The 20204-nt window shown below is 72.1% G+C and carries 15 protein-coding genes; 13 read left to right on the forward strand and 2 right to left on the reverse strand.

What is annotated here, in order from left to right:
- Positions 1–37: 37 nt before the first annotated feature.
- The 8 genes from argB to ABZY57_RS10660 all read left to right on the forward strand — a co-directional run bounded on the left by argB (position 38) and on the right by ABZY57_RS10660 (position 14234).
- A complete protein-coding gene (argB, locus tag ABZY57_RS10625) occupies positions 38–880 on the forward strand; it encodes an acetylglutamate kinase (protein ID WP_356510291.1) in 843 nt (280 codons plus the stop codon).
- Between the two features lie 43 nt (positions 881–923).
- Positions 924–2246 carry a M20/M25/M40 family metallo-hydrolase gene (locus ABZY57_RS10630; RefSeq protein ID WP_356510293.1) on the forward strand — a complete coding sequence of 441 codons (1323 nt, stop codon included), beginning with the start codon at positions 924–926 and terminating at the stop codon, positions 2244–2246.
- 48 nt (positions 2247–2294) lie between these two features.
- Complete coding sequence (locus ABZY57_RS10635) at positions 2295–7541, forward strand: amino acid adenylation domain-containing protein (protein ID WP_356510295.1); 5247 nt, start codon at positions 2295–2297, stop codon at positions 7539–7541.
- Positions 7542–7638: 97 nt separating this feature from the next.
- Entirely contained in the window at positions 7639–10182 is a 2544-nt protein-coding gene (locus tag ABZY57_RS10640) for a penicillin acylase family protein (RefSeq protein ID WP_356510297.1), read from the forward strand.
- Between the two features lies 1 nt (position 10183).
- Positions 10184–10630 carry a hypothetical protein gene (locus tag ABZY57_RS10645; RefSeq protein ID WP_356510299.1) on the forward strand — a complete coding sequence of 149 codons (447 nt, stop codon included), beginning with the start codon at positions 10184–10186 and terminating at the stop codon, positions 10628–10630.
- A gap of 24 nt (positions 10631–10654) precedes the next feature.
- On the forward strand, positions 10655–11932 hold the full coding sequence (locus ABZY57_RS10650; RefSeq protein WP_356510301.1) for a cation:proton antiporter: 1278 nt from the start codon (positions 10655–10657) through the stop codon (positions 11930–11932).
- Positions 11929–12834, forward strand: a complete 906-nt coding sequence (cysD, locus tag ABZY57_RS10655; RefSeq protein WP_356510303.1) for a sulfate adenylyltransferase subunit CysD — start codon at positions 11929–11931, stop codon at positions 12832–12834. Before ABZY57_RS10650 ends, cysD begins: the two co-directional genes overlap by 4 nt.
- A gap of 95 nt (positions 12835–12929) precedes the next feature.
- Complete coding sequence (locus ABZY57_RS10660; RefSeq protein ID WP_356510319.1) at positions 12930–14234, forward strand: GTP-binding protein; 1305 nt, start codon at positions 12930–12932, stop codon at positions 14232–14234.
- Here ABZY57_RS10660 and ABZY57_RS10665 read toward each other — a convergent pair.
- On the reverse strand, positions 14164–14757 hold the full coding sequence (locus tag ABZY57_RS10665) for an XRE family transcriptional regulator (RefSeq protein ID WP_356510305.1): 594 nt from the start codon (positions 14755–14757) through the stop codon (positions 14164–14166). The genes ABZY57_RS10660 and ABZY57_RS10665 overlap by 71 nt on opposite strands.
- A 163-nt stretch (positions 14758–14920) precedes the next feature.
- On the opposite strand from ABZY57_RS10665, the gene ABZY57_RS10670 reads away from it, so the two are divergent.
- The 5 genes from ABZY57_RS10670 to ABZY57_RS10690 are packed head-to-tail and all read left to right on the forward strand — an operon-like array spanning position 14921 to position 19328.
- Complete coding sequence (locus ABZY57_RS10670; protein WP_356510307.1) at positions 14921–15868, forward strand: chlorinating enzyme; 948 nt, start codon at positions 14921–14923, stop codon at positions 15866–15868.
- A gap of 12 nt (positions 15869–15880) precedes the next feature.
- On the forward strand, positions 15881–16132 hold the full coding sequence (locus tag ABZY57_RS10675; RefSeq protein WP_356510309.1) for a phosphopantetheine-binding protein: 252 nt from the start codon (positions 15881–15883) through the stop codon (positions 16130–16132).
- Positions 16133–16144: 12 nt separating this feature from the next.
- A complete protein-coding gene (locus ABZY57_RS10680) occupies positions 16145–17722 on the forward strand; it encodes an amino acid adenylation domain-containing protein (RefSeq protein ID WP_356510311.1) in 1578 nt (525 codons plus the stop codon).
- Positions 17719–18192, forward strand: a complete 474-nt coding sequence (locus ABZY57_RS10685; protein WP_356510313.1) for a YbaK/EbsC family protein — start codon at positions 17719–17721, stop codon at positions 18190–18192. The genes ABZY57_RS10680 and ABZY57_RS10685 overlap by 4 nt, the downstream gene beginning before the upstream one ends.
- Entirely contained in the window at positions 18189–19328 is a 1140-nt protein-coding gene (locus tag ABZY57_RS10690; protein WP_356510315.1) for an acyl-CoA dehydrogenase family protein, read from the forward strand. Before ABZY57_RS10685 ends, ABZY57_RS10690 begins: the two co-directional genes overlap by 4 nt.
- Here the strand turns inward: ABZY57_RS10690 and ABZY57_RS10695 are convergent.
- Positions 19311–20204, reverse strand: an 894-nt coding sequence (locus tag ABZY57_RS10695; RefSeq protein ID WP_356510317.1) for a LuxR C-terminal-related transcriptional regulator, incomplete at its 5' end; no start/stop codon positions are given. The two genes, ABZY57_RS10690 and ABZY57_RS10695, sit on opposite strands and share 18 nt — an antisense overlap.

Here is a 20204-nt window from a genome sequence, read left to right on the forward strand (position 1 = left end):
CCGACAACACGACGAAACCGAGAGAAGGAGGCCGGCCGTGGGCACAGGGCTGACCGTGGTCAAGTGCGGCGGGAACGCCGAGGTCCAGCCTGCCGCGGTGTGCGCCGGAATCGCCGGGATGGTACGTGCCGGAGGCTCCGTCCTCCTGGTGCACGGCGGTTCCGCGATGGTCACCGAGCTGGCCGGCCGACTCGGCGTCCCGCTCGGCGAGCTGGTGGCACCGGACGGCACCGTCAGCCGACGGACCGACCGGGCCACCCTCGAAGTGGTCACCTTGGCCCTCGCGGGGCAGGCCAAGCCGGCGCTGCTGCTCGAACTGGCCCGGCTCGACGTGCCCGCGGTCGGGCTGACCGGCCTGGACGCGGGCCTCCTGCGGGCCCGCCGCAAGGCCGCGCTCCGCACGGTGGTCGACGGCAGGACCGTCGTCGTACGCGACGACCGCAGCGGCCGCCTCACCTCGGTGGAGACACCGCTTCTGAAGACGCTGCTGGCCGAGGGGATCGTGCCGGTGCTGTCCCCGCCCGCCCTCGCCGAGGACGGCGAACCCGTCAACGTCAACGCCGACCGGGTCGCGGCCGCCGTCGCCGGCGCCCTGGGCGCCACCCGTCTCGTCCTGCTCACCGGCGCGCCGGGCGTGCTCGCCGACGGCACCGACCCCAATTCCGTGCAGGCCGAGTACCGCGTCCGCGAGGGCCGCGACCCGGCCGTCGGCGGCGGCATGACCGTCAAGCTCGTCGCCGCCCGCGAGGCGGTGGAAGCCGGTGTCGCCGACGTCCGCATCGCCGACGGGCGGTACGCCGGGACCGTGTCCGCCGCCCTGGCCGGGCGTGGCGGCACCCGGATCCTCGGCCCCGAGCCGACCGCGGACCCTCGCGCATGACCCGCCGCGGCGGCCCCTCGCGCATGACAAGGAGAGAAACCCCGTGACCGACACGACCGATCCGATCCCGCTGCTCCAGCAGATGATCAGATTCCGCGGCGTCAATCCCCCCGGGAACGAGGGCCCGTGCGTCCGGTACGTCGCGGACATCATGCGGGCCGCCGGCGCAGACGTACAGCTGCTCGGCTCCGACCCCGAACGCCCCAACCTTGTCGCCCGTATACCCGGCGCGGGCCTCGCGCCGCCCCTGCTGCTGCACGCACACGCCGACGTCGTGCCCACCGACGGCCAGCAGTGGACGCACCCCCCTTTCGAGGGGAACATCATCGACGGCCACGTCTGGGGCCGGGGCGCCATCGACATGCTGGGCAGCCTCGCGATGATGATCTCCTCCCTGGAACGGCTGCGCGCCGAGGGCGCCGCCCCGGCAGGTGACGTCGTCCTCGCGGTCTCACCCGACGAGGAAGCGGGCAGCAGGGTGGGGGCCGGCTACCTGACCCGCGAGCACCGCGAACTGTTCGACGGCGTCGCCTACGGCATCGGGGAGGACGGCGGAGCCGTCCTGAGCTGCCTGTCCCGGCGGGTGCACCCGATCGTCGTGGCCGAGAAGCGCGCCTGCTGGATGCGCCTCACCGTGCGCGGACGCGGCGGCCACGCCTCCCGGCAGGGCTGGTCGGGCACCTCGATGAGCAAGCTCGCCGCGCTGCTGCGCCGCCTGGAGGAGGGCCGGCTGCCCACGCACGTGACGCCCGCCCTCGACCGGATGCTCGCCGAGCTCGCCTCGGCCGCCGAGGAACCGCTCGCCGGCCGGCTGCGCGAGCTGCGCGACCCGGAGGGCAAGGCGACGATCCCGTACGACCTGCTGCCCGAGGCCGACGCCGTCTACCTGGACTCCGTCCTGCGCAACACGGTCAACGCGACCATCGTCCGCACGCCGGAGAAGATCAACATGCTGCCGAGCGAGTTCTCGGTGGACTTCGACGGCCGCATCCTGCCCGGCGGCTGGACCGTCGAGGACTTCCGCACCGAGCTGCGCGAGCTGATCGGCCCCGACGGCGACCTCGAACTGCTCCTGGAGGGCGACCCGATGCCGCCCCCGGTCTTCGGCGGCTTCTTCGAGGAGATCGCCGCCGTCATGCGGGACGCCGACCCCGAGGGCCTGCCGCTCCCCATGATCACCCCGGCCTCCACCGACGCCCGGCTCTTCGCGGGCCTCGGCATCGCCTGTTACGGCTGGGTGCCGATGCTGCTCCCGGCGGGCAGCCGCTACCAGGACGCGATGCACGCCGCCGACGAACGGGTGCCCGTCGACGCCGTGCGCTTCGGCGCCGACCGCTTCCACGACCTCCTGCTCCGCTACCGCTGACCGACCCTCGTCCGAAACCGCAGACTGCCCCTCGTCCGAGGAGTTTCCATGGGCCCCACCTTCATCGAGACGCTCCGTCGGCGCGCGGAGAGCACCCCCGACCGCCTGGCGCTCGAGTTCGAGATCTCGGAGACCGAGATCCGCGCACTGAGCTACGCCGAACTCGACCGGGGTGCCAGGGCGATCGCCGCGCTGATCCAGGCGCGTACCGACCGGGGCGACCGGGTCCTGCTCCTCCACCAGCCCGGCCCCGACTACGTGACGGCGTTCTTCGGCTGTCTGTACGCGGGGGCGGTCGCCGTCCCGGTCTACCCGCCGCTCGGCGCGCACGGCATCGAGCGGGTGGGAGCCATCGTCGCCGACTCGGGCGCCGCGCTCGCCCTCATCGACACCGTCACGCTCGCCATGATCGACGAGCGGGGCGACCGGCTCGGACTGCGCTCCTCCCTCGCGTGGGCGACGACCGACGACGCGACCGAGGACCCGGCGGACTGGCGGGATCCCGAAGTGTCCCCGGACGACCTGGCGTTCCTCCAGTACACCTCCGGCTCCACCGGGACGCCGAAGGGCGTCATGCTCAGCCACGTCAACCTCGTGCACAACTCGGCCACCATCGGTCGCTCGCTCGGCCTGGACGAGAACAGCCGCGGCGTGAGCTGGCTGCCGCCGTACCACGACATGGGCCTGATCGGAGGCATCCTCCAGCCCGTGCACACCGGCTTCCCCTGCACGCTGCTCTCGCCGATGACCTTCCTCCACCAGCCCATGCGCTGGCTGCGGGCGGTCAGCCGCACCCGGGCGACCATCACCGCCGCCCCCGACTTCGCCTACGCCGAGGTCCTGCGCCGCACCAAGCCCGCGGACCGCGAAGGGCTCGACCTGTCGGCGCTGAGGCACGCGCTCACCGGCGCCGAACCCGTGCGCGGCACCACCATGGACGCGTTCGCTGAGGCGTTCGAGGCCGCCGGCTTCCGCCGCTCGGCGTTCTACCCCTGCTACGGCCTGGCCGAGGCCACCCTGTTCGTCACCGGACGGGCCGATCCGGCGGCCGACCCCGGCGCCCTGCGCGTGCGCCGCCCGGACCTGGAGGAGGGCCGGGCCGTCGAGGCCGCGCCCGACGAGCCGGCCGCCGAGCTGTCCGGCTGCGGCTGGGCCCACCACGAGGACCTGGCGCTCATCGTCGACCCCGGCACGGGCGAGCCGCTGCCGGAGGGCGCCGTCGGCGAGGTCTGGGTCAGCGGCCCGACCGTCGCCCACGGCTACTGGAACCTGCCGGATCTGACGGCCACCACCTTCGGTGCCGTCGCTCAGGGCCACCCCGGACGGACCTTCCTGCGCACCGGCGACCTGGCCTTCCGGCACGGTGACGAGCTGTACGTGACCGGACGCATCAAGGACCTGATCATCGTCAGGGGCCGCAACCTCTTCCCGCCGGACCTGGAGCTGACGGCCGAGCGGTCCCACCCGCTCCTGAACCCGGGCCGCGGCGCGGCGATCGCCGTCGACGACGGGGCCACGGAGGAGGTCGTCCTCGTGCACGAGGTGGTGCGAGGCTTCCGCGCGGAGGACGGACCGGCCGTGGTGCGGGCCGTCCGCGAGGCCGTGGCCGCCGAGCACGGGCTCGCCGTCGCGCACGTCGTGCTCGTCCGGGTCGGCAAGATCCCGCGCACCAGCAGCGGCAAGGTCCGCCGGGCCGATTGCCGGGCCCGCTGGCTCGCGGGCGCGTTCGAACCACTGACGGCGACCGGCCGGACGGGCCGGTCGGACATGACCGGCCAGACCGGTCAGACGGACCAGCCCGGTGCTCAGGCGGCGCGCGCCGCGAGCCCGTCGCTCCCCGACGGCCTGGCCGAGCTCGTCGCGGCCGCCCTGGACACCACCCCCGAGGCGCTCGTCGCGGACGCGCCCCTGGTCGGCCAGGGTCTCGACTCGCTGCGGGCCGTACGGCTCAAGGCGGCCCTCGCCGACGCACGCGACGTGGACGTGCCGCTCGCCCGCTTCCTGGACGGCCTCACCCCGCTCGACCTCGCCGCGTACGCCTCCAGCGAGACCGCGCGGCCGACGGAGGCCGCCCTCGCGGGGCCCGCCTCCGTCAGCCCCGAGCAGGAACGGATGTGGCTGCTCGACCAGATGGGCGCGGGCGACGCGTACCACATCGCCGGCGGCCTCCGGCTGAACGGCCCGCTCGACCGCGCCCTCCTGGAACGCTGCCTCGTCGCGCTCTTCGACGAGATCCCGCTCCTGCGCTCGGTCTTCACGCAGGAGCCGGGCGGCGGCCTGAGCCTGTCCGAGCGGCCCACCGCCGACATGTTCGCGCTGCCCTTCCACGACCTGTGGGGCCTCGGGGAGGGCCGTGTGGAAGAGGAGCTGCGGGCCCTGGCCGCCACGCCGTTCGACCTCGCCTCCGGGCCGCTCGTCCGCACCGTCCTGCTGCGGCCGGGCCAGCGCAGCTGGGTCCTCGGCCTCTGCGCGCACCACGCCGTCCTCGACGGCTGGTCCATGGCCCTGCTCCTCGGGCGGCTCGGCGACGCCTATCGGCAGGGCGGCACCATCACGCCCGTACCGGCGGCCCCCGTTCCCCGCGCCGCGTGGACCGAGGAGTCCCTCGCCGCGTGGCGCGAGCGCCTCGACGGCGCGCAGGCCCTGGAGCTGCCCTCAGACCGGCCCGTTCCGGCCGCGCCGACATGGCGGGGCGCCTCGCTCCCCGTACGGATCCCCGCCGAACTGGCGGACAGGATGAGGACGTTCGGGGGAGAGCGGGGCGCCACGCCCTTCACGGTCCTGCTGTCGGCCTTCGGCGTCCTGCTCGGCCGCTGGAGCGGTCAGGACGACCTCGTGGTCGGCACCGTCGCGGCGGGCCGGGAGCACCCCGGTACCGACACCGCCCTCGGCATGTTCGCCGACACCCTGCCGCTGCGCGTGCGCACCCGTGCGGCCTGCTTCGCCGAGGTCGTGGACGACGTGCGGTCCCAGTGCCTCGCGGCCTTCGACCGGGCACGACCGCCGTTCGACGAGATCGTCCGCGCCGTGTCCGAGCGGACCGCCGACGGCCGGGTCCCCCTGGTTCGCGCGTTCCTCGCGCTCCAGAACCTGCCCATCGACCCCTGGGAAGCCGGGGGGCTGCGCGCCGTGCCCTTCGAACTCCCTTCGCCCGGCGCCAAGTTCGAGCTGTCCCTGCACCTCGGCCCCGACTCCGACGGCTCGCTGACCGGCCACGCCGTCTACGCGGCCGACCTGTTCGACGAGCAGACCGTCACCGCCCTTCTCGCCGGACTGCCCGCCCTGCTCGACGCGGCCCTCGCCGATCCGGCCGCCACCGTCGACGACCTGCCCGCGCTGGCCCCCGCCGAGGCGGAGCGGATCGCGGGGACCGTCGCGGACGGCGGCCCGGCGGCCATCGAGGGCGGACTGGTCCACCGGCTCGTCGAGGGCGTCGCGCGGACCAACCCCGAGGCGACGGCCGTCGCCTGGGACGGCGGTTCGCTCACGTACGGCGAACTCGACCGCAAGGCAAAGGGGTTGGCAGCCCGGCTGCGCGCCCTGGGTGTGACGCCCGACCTGCCCGTTGCCGTCTGCCTGCCGCGCTCGCCCGAGCTGATCATCGCCGTGTACGCCGTCCTCCTCGCCGGCGGCGCGTACATGCCCCTCGACACCGCGCATCCGGCGGCCCGCCTCGCGCGCCAGATCGACGTGGCGCGCGCCCGGATCCTCATCGGCTCCGCCCCGGGCTTCGAGCCACCGGAGGGCACGGTCCTGGTCGACCCCACGGGGGATGACGAGGCCGCCACCGGCGTCACCGGCGTCACCGGCGTCACCGGCGCCACCGGCGTCACCGGCGCAGCCGAAGCCGCCGAAGTCCTGCCGGGGCATCTCGCCAACATCCTGTTCACCTCCGGCTCGACGGGTGAACCCAAGGCCGTGATGACCTCCCACGCCGCCCTGGCGAACCAGCTCGTCTGGTTCCAGGAAGGCTACGGACTGAAGGCCGGGGAGGCGGTCCTGCTCAAGACCCCGGTCAGCTTCGACGTCGCCGGCCTGGAACTCCTCGGGCCGCTGGTCGCCGGAGCAACGGTGGTCCTGACCCGCCCGGACGGCCACCGCGACCCCCATTACCTCGCCCATCTGATCCCCCGGCACGCCGTCACCACCGTGCACTTCGTCCCGTCGATGCTCCAGACCTTCCTGGAGGAGCCCGACGCGGCGGCGGCCGGACGGACGCTGCGGCAGGTCGTCTGCATCGGCGAGGAGCTGGCACCGGCCCTGGCGGAACGCTTCTTCGAGGTGCTCCCCGGCGTCGAACTGCACAACCTGTACGGTCCGACGGAAGCGGCGATCGACGTCACGTTCCAGCGCGTCGGCCCCGAGGAGACCCGCCTGATGCGCGTGCCCATCGGCCGCGCGATGTCGGGCACCCGGCTCTACGTCCTGGACTCCTCGGGAGGCATCGCCCCGCCGATGGCACCGGGGGAGCTCCACATCGGCGGCATCGCCTCGGCGCGCGGCTACCTCCGCCGCCCCGGACTGACCGCCGAACGCTTCGTCCCCGACCCGTACCACCCGGGCGAACGCCTGTACCGGACCGGCGACCGCGCGCGGATGCGCCCCGACGGGACGTTCGAGTACCTCGGCCGGCTCGACCGCCAGCTCAAGATCCGCGGCCAGCGGGTGGAGCCCGGCGAGATCGAGGTGGCGCTCAACCGCCACCCGCTCGTCCGCGCCTCGGTCGTCGAGGCGCGGCCCGACGCCTCGGGCCGGCCCCGGCTGCTCGCCTGGGTCGTGCCCGCGGGCGCGGAGTCGCCGAGCTCCGGGGCCCTGCGCGGTCACCTCGAAGAGGCCCTGCCGTCCGGCCTGGTGCCGGACGTCGTGACCGTACTCCCGGAGTTCCCGGTGGGACCGCACGGCAAGCTCGACCGGGGGGCGTTGCCCGACCCGGTCCCGGAGGCGGCCACACCGCAGGAGGCGGTCGCTGCCCGCACCCCCGTGGAACGCGAACTGGCCCGGATCTGGGGCGATGTGCTCGGCATCCCGGCGCCGTCGGTCACCGCCGACTTCTTCCGGCTCGGCGGGCACTCGCTCATGGCCACCCGGGTCGCGATGCGCGTACGCGACGCGTTCGGCGTCACCCTGTCCGCCGGTGAGCTGCTCAGCGGCTCGCTGACCATCGAGCGGATGGCGGCACTCGTCCAGAGTCGGCAGCTCGCCGACGCGGGCGAGGGCGAGGTGGACGAGGTGCTCGGCTGGCTCTCCGGCCTCTCCGACGAGGAGGTCACCGCCCTCCTCCAGGACAGGACCTGACGGCGCGGGTTGTAGGGAACCTTCCTGACTTATGGGCGCGACCGGAGGCTGACAGGCTTCCCGACGGACCAGCCCCTCTCCGAAGACGAGGAACGTCATGGCAAGCAAAATCGGCCGCGCCGCGCACCTGCTCTGCGCGGCCGTGGTCGCCTGCGCGGTCCTCGCGCTGCTCGGGCTCGGATACGGTCCGCTGCCCGCGCTCGGGAAGGCCCTGGTCCCCGGCGGGGGAGTGTGGCAGTCGGCCTCCGCGAGCACCGCCGTCAGGAGCGAGACCCTGACGCTCCCCGCGCTGAAGGGCCCGGTCACGGTTTCCTTCACCGCCGAGGGATACGCCTCCGTCAAGGCCGGCAGCGACGAGGACCTCTTCGTCGCCCAGGGATACGTCACCGCCCGCATGCGCCTCACGCAGCTGGACCTCCAGCGCCGGATGGGCGCGGGCCGCCTCTCGGAGCTGGTCGGCGCGGTCGCCCTCGACAGCGACAAGTTCCAGCTGCGCCTGGGCCTGCTGCGTACCGCCGAGGCCCGCTGGGCGGCCACACCGCGCGACAGCGCGGCGGCACACGCCCTCACCGACTACGCCGAGGGCGTCAACTCCTGGATGCGGCACCTGGAGAAGACCGGCGAATGGCCCACGCTCTACGGCCTCACCGGGGTACGCCCCCGGCCGTGGACGCCCGTGGACAGCCTGGTCGTGCAGGGCGTGGTCACCCAGCAGATGAACTTCAACACCATCGCACTCGACTACACCCTGCTCAGGAAGTCCCTCGGCCCCGAGCTGACGTCGGCCTGGTTCCCGGAGTTCGCGCCGACCGAGCAGCGCCCGTACGACCCGGGACCGTACAAGAACCTTCCCCTCACCCCGCGGACCATCCGGAACGCCAACGCGGCCGACCCGGCGAAGGCCCCCAAGGCCGCACCGGCGACGTCCGGGGCCGCCCCGTCCACCCGTGCCCTCGCGGCGGCCGTCCCGCAGGACGACGTCCTGCCGGAGACCGTGCGCCAGCTCGACTTCAACAGCAACGCCTGGGTCGCGAACGGCCCCGAGGTGGCCGGCGGCGGCGCGATGCTCGCGGGCGACCCGCACCTCTCGACCACCCTGCCGTCCTACTGGTTCCAGATCTCGCTGACCTCGCCCGGCTACCAGACCTCCGGCGGCTCCCTGCCGGGTCTGCCCGGCGTGCTGGTCGGCAAGAACCCGAACATCTCCTGGTCCCTGACCAACGCGCAGACCGTGGGAACCCTCTTCTACGAGGAGGAGCTCTCGCCCGACCGCCCCGACTCCTACTACTGGAAGGGCGCCTGGCGCCCCATGGAGAAGATCCGGTACTCCATTGCGGTACGCGGCGGATCCGACGTCCCCCTCACCGTCGACCTCACCGTCCACGGACCGATGATGACCCTCCTCGGACAGCGCGTCGCGGTCGACTGGATGGGCAACTTCCCCCACAACGACCTCGAATCGCTCCTGGCAGCCAACCGGGCCACCGACTACACCTCCTTCCGGCAGGCCCTGCGCGGCTGGAAGGCCCCGGCACTGAACTTCGTGTACGCCGACGAGAAGGGCCACATCGGCACCTTCCTCGTCGGAGACGTCCCGCAGACGCCGAAGGGCTCCCAGCCCTGGTACCCCCTCTCCGGAACCGGTGACGAGGACGTGGTGGGCACCATCCCCTACGAGGCCCTCCCGCAGTCGTACGACCCACCCGGGCACCTGATCGCCTCGACCAACCAGCGCCCGGTGACCAAGGACTACCCGTACTACGTCGGCACCTCGGTGGACTTCGACCCCGGATACCGGCAGTCGGTGATCGAGCGCTTCCACTCCGAGCGGGGCGCCCTGACCCCCGAGGACTACGTCACGCTCCAGAACGACGTCACCGATGACCTGGCCGTCAAGCTGAAGCCGACGCTGCTCACCGCGCTCGACGGCATGGAACTGACCGGACGGGAACGCGAAGCCCGCGCCCTGCTGGCCTCGTGGAACCACTCGATGGACACCGACTCGCCCGCCGCCTCCGTGTGGTGGACCTTCCTCGACGCCTACCTCAGGGGCGTCTTCCAGCCGTACTGGGACGAGAAGAAGGTCCCGGCGAGCGAGGACCCCTGGATCCTCGACCTCAAGCGCTCCCCGATCCCGCTGCGCGAGATGCTCCAGTACTGGACCCTCGAAGACCCGGACAACCCGGCCTTCACCCCGCCCGGCGGCGCCCCCCGCACGGCCCCCGAGGTCATGCGCACCGCCTTCCGCGCGGCCGTGAAGCAGCTGAGTGGCGACCTGGGCGCCGATCCCGCCGCCTGGACGTGGGGCAAGCTGCACACCCGGGAGATCCCCTCGTTGACCGGCGCCCCGGGACTCCAGTACGGGCCGTACGGCGACGGCGGCAGCCCCTGGACCGTCAACGCGGCGGGCGGCGACCTGAGTTCGAGCTACGGCCCCAGCCTTCGCGTCATCGTCCGATGGCCGGGCGCCGGCGCCCCCGAAGCGCGGGTGATCTACCCCGGTGGCCAGAGCGAGACCCCGACCGCCGCCTGGTACGACAACCTCATCGACCTCTGGCGAGAGAAGAAGTACCTGCCGATGGGCCCGCCGCAGAGCGCGCGGGAGACCACGGCGACCTGGTCCCTTCGAGCGGGAGAGTGACATGACCACCGAGACCGTCGTGGAATCGGGCGACCGGGCCGCCGAAGAACCCGAGGGCGCAGCGCGCGCCGAGGGAGGAGGGCCCCGGCTCTTCGTGGCGGCCGGCGCGGGCATCGCCGCCGTCGTCGCCCTCGGGGCCTGGCTGGACCTCTGGTACCTGCCGTTCGCCGCGGGCATCGCCGCCGGGATCCTCGGCGCCCGGCACCGCTGGGGATTCCTCCGCGGCACCGCGCTGCTGCTCCTCGCCGGACCCGTGCCGTGGGCCGCGGTGCTCGCACTGCGGGCACTCGCGGGAGACGGGATCGCCGGGACCGCGCGCACGGCGGCAGCCCTCGCCGGGCTGCCCGCCATGGCCGCCGTGACGGTTCTGCTGTCCCTGCTCGTCGCGTTGACGGTCGCCGGCCTCGGTAGCTGGACCGGACGCGCTCTCCTGCGGACCCTCCGCTAGAGCCGGAGAACCTGAAAGATACTCATGACACTCATCCAACTGTTGTTCCTCGACATCGTGGTCATCCTGGCGGCCGCCCGGTTCCTCGGCGCGGCAGCCGTACGCCTCGGACAGCCCCGGGTGATCGGAGAGATCACGGCGGGACTCGTCCTGGGCCCGACGGTCCTCGGTCAGCTCGCCGGCGACGCCGTCTTCCCCGCCACGGCGATCCCCGGCCTCAAGAGCCTGGCCGCCGTCGGCCTGACGCTGTTCATGTGCGTGGTCGGCATGGAGATGGACCACCGGGTCCTGCGCGGCCGGACCCGCGTGGTCACCGGCCTCGCCGCGATCTCCACGCTGGTCCCGCTCGCCCTGGGCTGCGCCTTCGCGGTCTGGCTCGCCCCCGAGTACGCGGACGGCGACACCCTGCCGTTCGTGCTGTTCATGGGCGTGGCGGTATCCGCCACCGCCTTCCCCGTACTCGCCCGCATCCTCGCCGACCGCGGGATGCAGCAGACCCTCCTCGGCGGGATCGCCCTCTCCGCCGCAGCCCTCATCGACATCGTTGCCTACAGCCTCCTGAGCGTGGCCGTGGCCCTCGGCTCCGCCTCCGGCGCAGAGGCGTGGCGCCTGGTCCTCATCCCGGTGTACATCGCGGTGCTGGTCGCCGTGGTCCGGCCGCTGCTGCGCCGCCTGGCCGACACCTCCGAGCCGCTCCCGTACCTGCTGCTCGGACTGTTCGCCTCGTCCTTCGTCACCGAGTGGCTGGGGATCCACTACATCTTCGGGGCCTTCGCGTTCGGCGCCGTCATGCCGCGCGACGAGGCGTTCCTCCGCCGGATGCGGGAGCGTCTCGAGCCCGCCGTCCTGCTTCTGCTGCCCATGTTCTTCGCGGTCACGGGCCTCACGGTCGACCTGACCAAGCTCCAGCTGGACGACGTGGGGGTCCTCGTCGTGATCATGGCGATCTCGGTGTTCGGGAAGCTCGGCGGCGGGTACGTCGCCGGCCGCCTCTGCGGCATCCCGCACCGGGGCGCCGCGACCCTCGGGGCCCTGGTCAACGCCCGTGGCCTGACCGAACTGGTCATCCTTTCCGTGGGCCTGGAACAAGGGCTGATCGGACACGAGTTGTACGCGGTGCTCCTCGTCATGGCGCTGGTCACCACGGTGATGACCGGGCCGCTCCTCAGCCTGTTCCACCCGGTGTCCCGCACGGGGGCGAACCTGGTGAAGCAGGGCGAGGGGCAGGGCGAGGGTGAGGGCGAGGGCCAGAGCGAAGGCGCGGCGGCCCGGGATCGGACCGAGGGGGCGAACGCGCCATGACCGACGTCTTCGCGCTGTCGCACCTCGACTCCCTGGAGTCCGAGGCCGTCCACATCCTCCGTGAGGTGGCGGGCGAGTTCGAGCGGCCGGTGGTCCTCTTCTCCGGCGGCAAGGACTCGATCGTCATGCTGCACCTGGCGCTGAAGGCCTTCGCCCCCGCGCCGGTCCCCTTCACGCTGCTGCACGTCGACACCGGGCACAACTTCCCCGAGGTCCTGGAGTACCGCGACCGGGTCGTCGCCCAGCACGGGCTGCGGCTGTACGTAGCCTCCGTCCAGGAGTACATCGACGCCGGCACGCTTCGCGAGCGCCCCGACGGCACCCGCAACCCGCTGCAGACCGTCCCGCTGACGGAGGCGATCCAGCAGCACCGTTTCGACGCCGTCTTCGGCGGCGGCCGCCGCGACGAGGAGAAGGCCCGCGCCAAGGAGCGGGTGTTCTCGCTGCGCGACGAGTTCTCGCAGTGGGACCCGCGCCGTCAGCGCCCCGAGCTGTGGCAGCTCTACAACGGCCGGCACGCGCCCGGCGAGCACGTCCGTGTCTTCCCGCTGTCCAACTGGACCGAGCTGGACGTCTGGCAGTACATCCAGCGCGAGAAGATCGAGCTTCCCGGCATCTACTTCGCCCATGAGCGCGAGGTGTTCGCCCGCAGCGGCATGTGGCTGACGGCCGGCGAGTGGGGCGGCCCGAAGGAGTCCGAAACGGTCGAGACGCGGCTGATCCGCTACCGCACCGTCGGCGACATGTCCTGCACGGGCGCGGTCGACTCCACCGCCACGACACTCGACGAGGTCATCGTCGAGATCGCGGCCTCCCGGGTCACCGAGCGGGGCGCCACGCGTGCCGACGACAAGCTGTCCGAGGCGGCCATGGAAGACCGCAAGCGCGAGGGGTACTTCTGATGACGACCACGACGACGGCGGCCTCCACGACGGCGGCCTCCAAGGCGGGGACCCCTACGACGGGGACCCCCACGACGGGGACCCCCACGACCTCCATGGAGGCACCCCCGATCGCCACCGCCGTCGGCACCCTGCGCCTGGCCACGGCCGGCAGCGTGGACGACGGCAAGTCGACGCTCGTCGGCCGCCTCCTCCACGACTCGAAGTCCGTCCTGACCGACCAGCTGGACGCGGTCAGGGCGGCCTCCGCCGCCCGCGGCCAGGACACCCCCGACCTGGCGCTGCTGACCGACGGCCTGCGGGCCGAGCGGGAGCAGGGCATCACCATCGACGTGGCCTACCGCTACTTCGCCACCGCCCGCCGCCGGTTCATCCTCGCCGACACCCCCGGGCACGTGCAGTACACCCGCAACATGGTCACCGGCGCCTCCACCGCCGACCTGGCCGTGGTCCTCGTCGACGCCCGCAAGGGGGTCGTCGAGCAGACCCGGCGCCACGCGGCGATCGCGGCGCTGCTGCGCATCCCGCACGTGACGCTCGCCGTGAACAAGATGGACCTCGTCGACTACGCCGAGCCCGTCTTCGCCACGATCGCCGAGGAGTTCACGGCGTACGCGACCGGTCTCGGCGTTCCCGAGGTGACCGTGATCCCGTTGTCCGCCCTGGCGGGGGACAACGTCGTGGTCCGTTCCGCGCACATGGACTGGTACGGCGGCCCGACCCTGCTCGAGCACCTGGAGACGGTGCCGGCCGGCCACGGCGACGGCTGTCCGACCGGCGGCCGCTTCCCGGTCCAGTACGTCATCCGGGACGGCGAGGCCCGGCACTATGCGGGTCAGGTCGCGGCCGGCGCGCTGTCCGTCGGTGACGCGGTGACCGTCCTGCCGTCGGGCCGCACGACGACCGTCGCGGCGATCGACGCGCTGGGGACGTGTACGCGGACGGCGCGCACCGGGCAGTCCGTCACGCTCCGCCTGGCCGACGAACTGGACGTGGCACGCGGCGACTTGATAGCTCCGGTCGCCGACGCCCCGACCCCCGTGCGCGAGATCGTGGCGACCGTCTGCCACCTCCACGAGAGGCCCCTGCGGGCCGGTGACCGGGTGCTGGTGAAGCACACGACGCGCACGGTCAAGGCCGTGGTGCAGGAGATCGGGTCCCGGCTCTGCCTGGACGACCTGAGCCATGAGCCGGACCCGGGGGAGCTGGTCGCGAACGACATCGGCGGCATCGTCCTGCGGACGGCCGAGCCACTGGCCCTCGATCCGTACGAGGAGTCCCGTCGCACCGGGTCGTTCCTGCTCATCGACCCGGGCGACGGTACGACCCTCACGGCATGCATGGCCTCGGGTGCGGGAGAAGGGGGAGGCCCGGTTCGGCGACCGGATGGCGGATGGTGAGGGAGCCGTGCACCTCGACGCCGTTGTCCGCCGCGTACACGTGCGGGACGTCGGCGGGCCAGCCGGCGTGCTCGCCCGGCGCGAGGAGTATCGGTTCCGCGGCGGGCCCCACCCGCGCGACACCGGCGAAGACGGTCAGGTGCTCGGTGACGCCCCGCGGGTGCGGCGGGGAGATCTGCGTGACGCCCGGCCGGATGCGGACACGGTACAGCTCGGAGGTGACCTCGCGGTCGGTGAACGTCTCCAGGAGGGTGGCGGAGACGGCGGTGCCGTGTATTTCCTCCAGGTGACCCGTCGGCTCGGGGTCGGCGAGCAGGACGGCGAGCGGGACGTTGAGCCGGCCTGAGATCGCGTAGAGGGTCTCGATGGTCGGATTGCGTGTCCCGGTCTCCAGGCCCGACAGGGTGGCCTTCCCGACCGATGCGCTTTTCGCGAGCTCGGACAGCGACATTCCGTTTTGCCGGCGGAGTGTCCTGACGCGCCGTCCGACTTCGGCGGCGAATGAATTGGTCATCTTCCGCATTCCTTTCCGTTCCGAATACGGAACCCGAATGTCCCGTGGTGTTTCCGCCGGTGTTCCGGAATCGGAACAAGGACTTACCTTGACACTGAACTCGGCCGCATGGTCGTCTATTGGACGTTAAGCGGCACTCGCTGATCGCTCCTCGCTATCAAAAAGGTGGATCATGACCCAAGAGATTTCGGATTTCGCGCTGTCCGACGCCCAGATCAAGGAGTTCCACGAGAATGGGTTCATCGGCCCGTTCGACGTGTACGAGCCGGAGGAGATGGCCTCCACGCTGCAGGCTCTGCGACCCAAGCTGATCAACACGAAGACGGCGATCTACGGTCAGCGCAAGGCCGTCTCCGGCAGCACGAACCTGGCGAACTACGACCGCCATCTGGACGTTCCCTTCCTGGCCGACCACATCACGCGGCCCGAGATCGTCGGCCCCGTGACCAGCCTGCTCGGCTCCGACACCCTGTGCTGGCGCACCGAGTTCTTCCCGAAGTACCCCGGGGACGAGGGCACCGACTGGCACCAGGCCGACAACTTCTCCAACGTCGCCGGCTCGAAGCACCCGCAGATCGTCTGGCCGGAGGACGCGGAATTCGGCGGCACCATCACGGTGTGGACCGCTTTCACCGACGCCACCATCGACATGGGCTGCCTGCAGTTCATTCCGGGCTCGCACAAGACGATGAACTATGACGAGTCCAAGGTCATGGAATACGACGCCGAGGCGATCAACAACCGGGAAAAGAACGGTATCCGCCGCGGCTTCTTCGGCTATGACTACCGGCAGCTCCAGAAGGACCCGAACTGGACCCCCGACGAGTCCAAGGCGATTTCGATCGAGCTGAAGAAGGGCCAGTGCATCGTCTTCTGGTCCACGCTGATGCACGCCTCCCACCCGCACAACGGAACCACCGACCAGATGCGCCTCGGTTTCGCCGCGCGCTACCTGCCGACGTCCGTTCGCGTCTACCCGTACTCCGACGCGCTCGTGGAGTTCGGCGGCGAGGCCAGCCTGGACAAATTCGGCAACGTGCTCGTCTCCGGCAAGGACGACTTCGGGCACAACCGCTTCGTCGACCAGACCGTCACCGGTCACCCCTTCATCACCCGCTAGGAGGTCATCTCGATGGCGAACACGGAAATCGAAACCTGGGTCCTGGACTCCTGCCGGGAGCTCGGTCTGCTGGTGGAAGGCGCCGAAGACGACTTCTTCGCCGCCGGTGGCAACTCGCTGACGGCCGTACGGCTCATCGCGAAGGTCGAGGAGCGCTACGGCGAGGACCACCTGCCGCCCGACGACCTCTTCGAGCGCAGCTCGGTGGGCCAGATCGCCGCGACCATCCTGGCCAACCGGGAGCGGTCCGGGGCAGCGAGCTGACGGGAGCGAGACATGGACAGGCTGTCCGGCGGTGACGCGGCGCTCTCCGTCCATCGGCGGATCAACCGCACCGAAGCTCCCTGTCCCGAGGACCGGGGCGTGAAGGAACTGTTCGAGGCGGTCGCCGCCCGGCTGCCGGACACGCGGGCGCTCGTCCACCGGGAAAGCGCCCTCACCTACCGGGAGTTGAACCGGTCGGCGAACGGCATCGCGGCGGTCCTGCGGCGACGGGGAGTCGTCCCCGGCGCCGCGGTGGCGGTGGGCATCGCCCGTTCTCCCGAACTGATCGCTGCGATCCTCGGCATCCTCAAGTGCGGCGGACACTACGTCCCCGTGGACCTCGCATGGCCGGCCGAACGCCTGCGCGGGATCTTCGAGGAGACCGGCGCCGCCCACCTCCTCACGGAGGGCGCGCCACAGGAACTCGCACCCGAATGCGCCGCGTTGGACGTCCTCTCGCCGCGGGTCCCGCCCGTCGACGAGAACCCCGAGGTCCGGACACGGCCGGGCGACATCGCGTACGTCAACTTCACCTCCGGCTCCACGGGCCGGCCGAAGGGCGTGCCGATCCGCCACCGGAGCATCGCCCGGCTGGTCTTCGGCGCGCGGTACGCGGACCTCGGCGAGCACACCGCGCTCCTCCAGCTCGCACCCGTCTACTTCGACGCGGCGACCTTCGAGATATGGGGCGCGCTGCTGCACGGCGGGACGTGCGTGCTCTATCCCTCCCCGTGGATCCGCCTTTCGGAACTGAAGCGGACCGTCGAGACGCACGGCGTGAACGTGGTCTTTCTGACCACCGCTCTGTTCAACACGGTGGTGGACGAAGGCCCGGCCGCCCTCGATCCGGTCGACACCGTCCTGACGGGCGGCGAGACGCATTCGATGCGGCATCTGCGGAAGGCGGTGGAACGCTACGGCCCCGGCAGGGTCGTCAATGTCTACGGCCCGACCGAATGCACGACTTTCGCCACCTATCATCCGCTGGAACTCGACGGAATGCCGGAAACCGTCGGAGACCTCCCCATCGGTATCCCCCTCCAGAACACCCGGCTCTACGTCGTGGACGAGGGATCGCTGTGCCCGCCCGGCCGGGTCGGCGAGATCTGGCTCGCGGGCCCCGGCCTGTCCCCGGGCTACCTGGGCGCCCCCGAGGCCACGGCGGAACGGTTCGTCGAACGCGAGATCGACGGAGTGCGAGAACGCCTGTACCGGACCGGGGACCTCGGCCGCCTCAGGGAGGACGGGAACGTCGTCTTCGTCGGCCGCCAGGACGACCAGGTGAAGATCAACGGCTTCCGCATCGAGCTCGACGAGATCGCCCACCACCTGGACCGATGCCCCGGCGTCCGGTTCAGTCACGTGGCGGTCGGCGAGAACGGCGCCGGCGAGAAGGCGCTCGTCGCCTTCGTCGTACCGTGCGAAGACCGGTGCACGGCGGGTTCGGTCACGGCGTATCTCCGTGAAAAACTGCCCAGTTACATGATTCCGACCGCGATCCACCTGCGTGACTCCCTACCCTTGTCCGGGACCGGAAAAGTGGACCGTCGGGCCCTTCTGACATCGACCACGGGGAAACAGCGCACATGACCCTCAGCAAGAGCGCCAGGAAGTTCCAGGAAGAGCTGGACCGGCGTGGCCTGGACGCCACGGTGGTCGAACTGGCCTCCTCCACCCGGACCGCCGAGGACGCGGCGAACAGCCTCGGCTGCGCCACGGCCCAGATCGTGAAGTCGCTCGTGTTCCGCGCCACCGCGACGGGCGAGGCGGTGATCGTGCTGGCCAGCGGCCCGAACCGGGTCAACGAGAAGGCCATCGCCGCCCATGTCGGCAGCGAGATCGGCAAGGCCGACGCGGACTTCGTGAAGACCACGACCGGGTACTCGATCGGCGGCGTCCCGCCCCTCGGCCACAAGAACGAGGCCGTGCTCTTCGTCGACCAGGACCTGCTCGCCTTCCCCGAGGTCTGGGCCGCGGCGGGCACCCCGCACGCCGTCTTCAAGATCTCCGGAGCGATCACCGAGATCCTCCCGAAGCACACCGTGGTCGATGTGACGTGACCGGAACCACCTCGCACACCCCCACGGACGACGCGTTCCGGCAGCGCATACGGACGCTCCTCGGGGACCTGGTCCTCCCGCACGCCGACGACTGGGAGGCGCGGGGCCACCTGGCCCCCGCCGCGTGGAAGGCCCTCGCCGGAGAAGGCCTGCTCGGTCTCGCCCATCGCGGCGCGGCCTTCCTGGAGAGCGCGGTCCTCCTGGAGGAGCTGGGCCGGACCGGGTACGCGGGCGTCCGCGCGAGCGTCGGCGTCCACGCGTACATGGCGACCTCCTATCTCGACCTGTTCGGTACGCCCGAGCAGCGGGCGACCTATCTGGAGCCGGCCCGCCGGGGCGAACGCCTCGCGGCCTTGGCGATCACCGAGGCGGAGGCGGGCTCGGACCTCAGCCGCCTCGGGACGCGGGCGCGCCCCGCGGCCGACGGGGGCCTCCTGGTGAGCGGCGAGAAGCTCTACGTCGCCAACGGCTCCCAGGCCTCCTTCTTCGTCGCGCTCGTCAGGACGCGGGACGCGACGACGCGGGACGCAGCGGCGCCCGCCCGGGGCCTCACCGGTGTCAGCCTCCTGCTGATCGACGCCGACACCCCCGGCGTACACCGCACCGAACAGAAAATGCTGGGCTGGCGGTCCGCCGACGTCTGCCGTGTCGTCTTCGAGGACGTCGCCGTACCGCAGGACCGGATCCTCGGCCGCCGTGACCAGGCGCTGATCCACCTGATCCAGGGCCTCGACTTCGAGCGCCTGGTCGCCGGCCTCCTCGCCGTCGGCGGCGTCACCCACTGCCTGGAACTCCTCGACGCGCACGTCCGCCGCCGCCGGATCAAGGACACCCCGCTCTACGCCCACCAGGCGGTCCGTCACCAGCTCGCGGAACTGACGGCCGACCATGAGCTGGTCACCCAGTACGGCCGTCACGCGGCCCGGCTGCACAGCCTCGGAAAGCTGGACAGCCGGACCGCGACTGTGCTGAAACTCAAGGCGACCGAACTCGCGGTACGGGCGGCGCACGTCTGTCTCCAGTTCCACGGGGCGCAGGGGTGCCTGGACGAGTCCACCGCCGCCCGGCTCTACCGGGACAGCGCGGCGGGCACGATCGCGGCCGGAGCCAGCGAGCTGCTACGCGATCTGATCTGAGCCCCGGACGGGCACCGGACCACCGGAGGACCGGGGGGCCGGGATCCTGCTCGCCCGGCCGATCGACGTGGCGACCTGGGCACGCGAACCGACGTCGAGCTTCTTGAAGATCCGGCCGAGGTGGGTCTCGACCGTCTTGTGGCTGAGCTGGAGCGCGCGGGCGATCTGCTGGTTGGTGTAGCCGTCGCTGACCAGCACCGAGATCTCCCGCTCCCGGCCGGTCAGCCGGGTCAGCCGCGCGTCGGCCGGCTGCTGCCGGGGTCCCTGCGTGGCCAGGGTGTCCGTGTGCTCCAGATAGCCGTGTGCCCCGTACCCGTCGAGGAGCGCGCGGGCCTGCCCGAACTGACTGCGCGCCACCGAGGAGTCGATGTCGTTCCACGCCGTCGCGGCCGCCAGATGCGCGCGGACCACGTCGAGCGGCCGCCCCGCACGGGTCAGCGCGACCACCGCGCTGGAGGCGAAGACCGCGGCCTTGAGGGGATCCGCGGCCTGGTGGTGATGGGCACGGGCCAGCAGCGCGAGGCCGGTCGCGCCCGGCAGCCGCATCCGGCCCGCGGCCTCCTCCGCCACCGCCGCCCAGCGCCCCGCCTCCGTGTCAGGGCCGCTCTGCTCCGACTCGAGCCGGGACTCCGACTCCAGCCGGGCGAGCACCTCGCCGACGGCGGGGACCAGCGAGACGACGGGCAGCGCCGCCGCCCGCCGCAGGGCCCCCATGGACATGAGCCGCTTGCGCAGGACCTGGTCGTCGAGGTCGTACGTCGTCTCCAGGAGCGACAGCCGCACGCGGTCCGCCCACGGCTCGCGCCAGGCCTCCGTCCGGTCGGCCGCCCGGTGGGCGGCGTCCCGGGCGGCCGCCCGGGCGCCGCTGGCCCACGC

This window comes from Streptomyces sp. NPDC006450 (assembly GCF_040612195.1).
Taxonomy (GTDB): Bacteria; Actinomycetota; Actinomycetes; order Streptomycetales; family Streptomycetaceae; genus Streptomyces.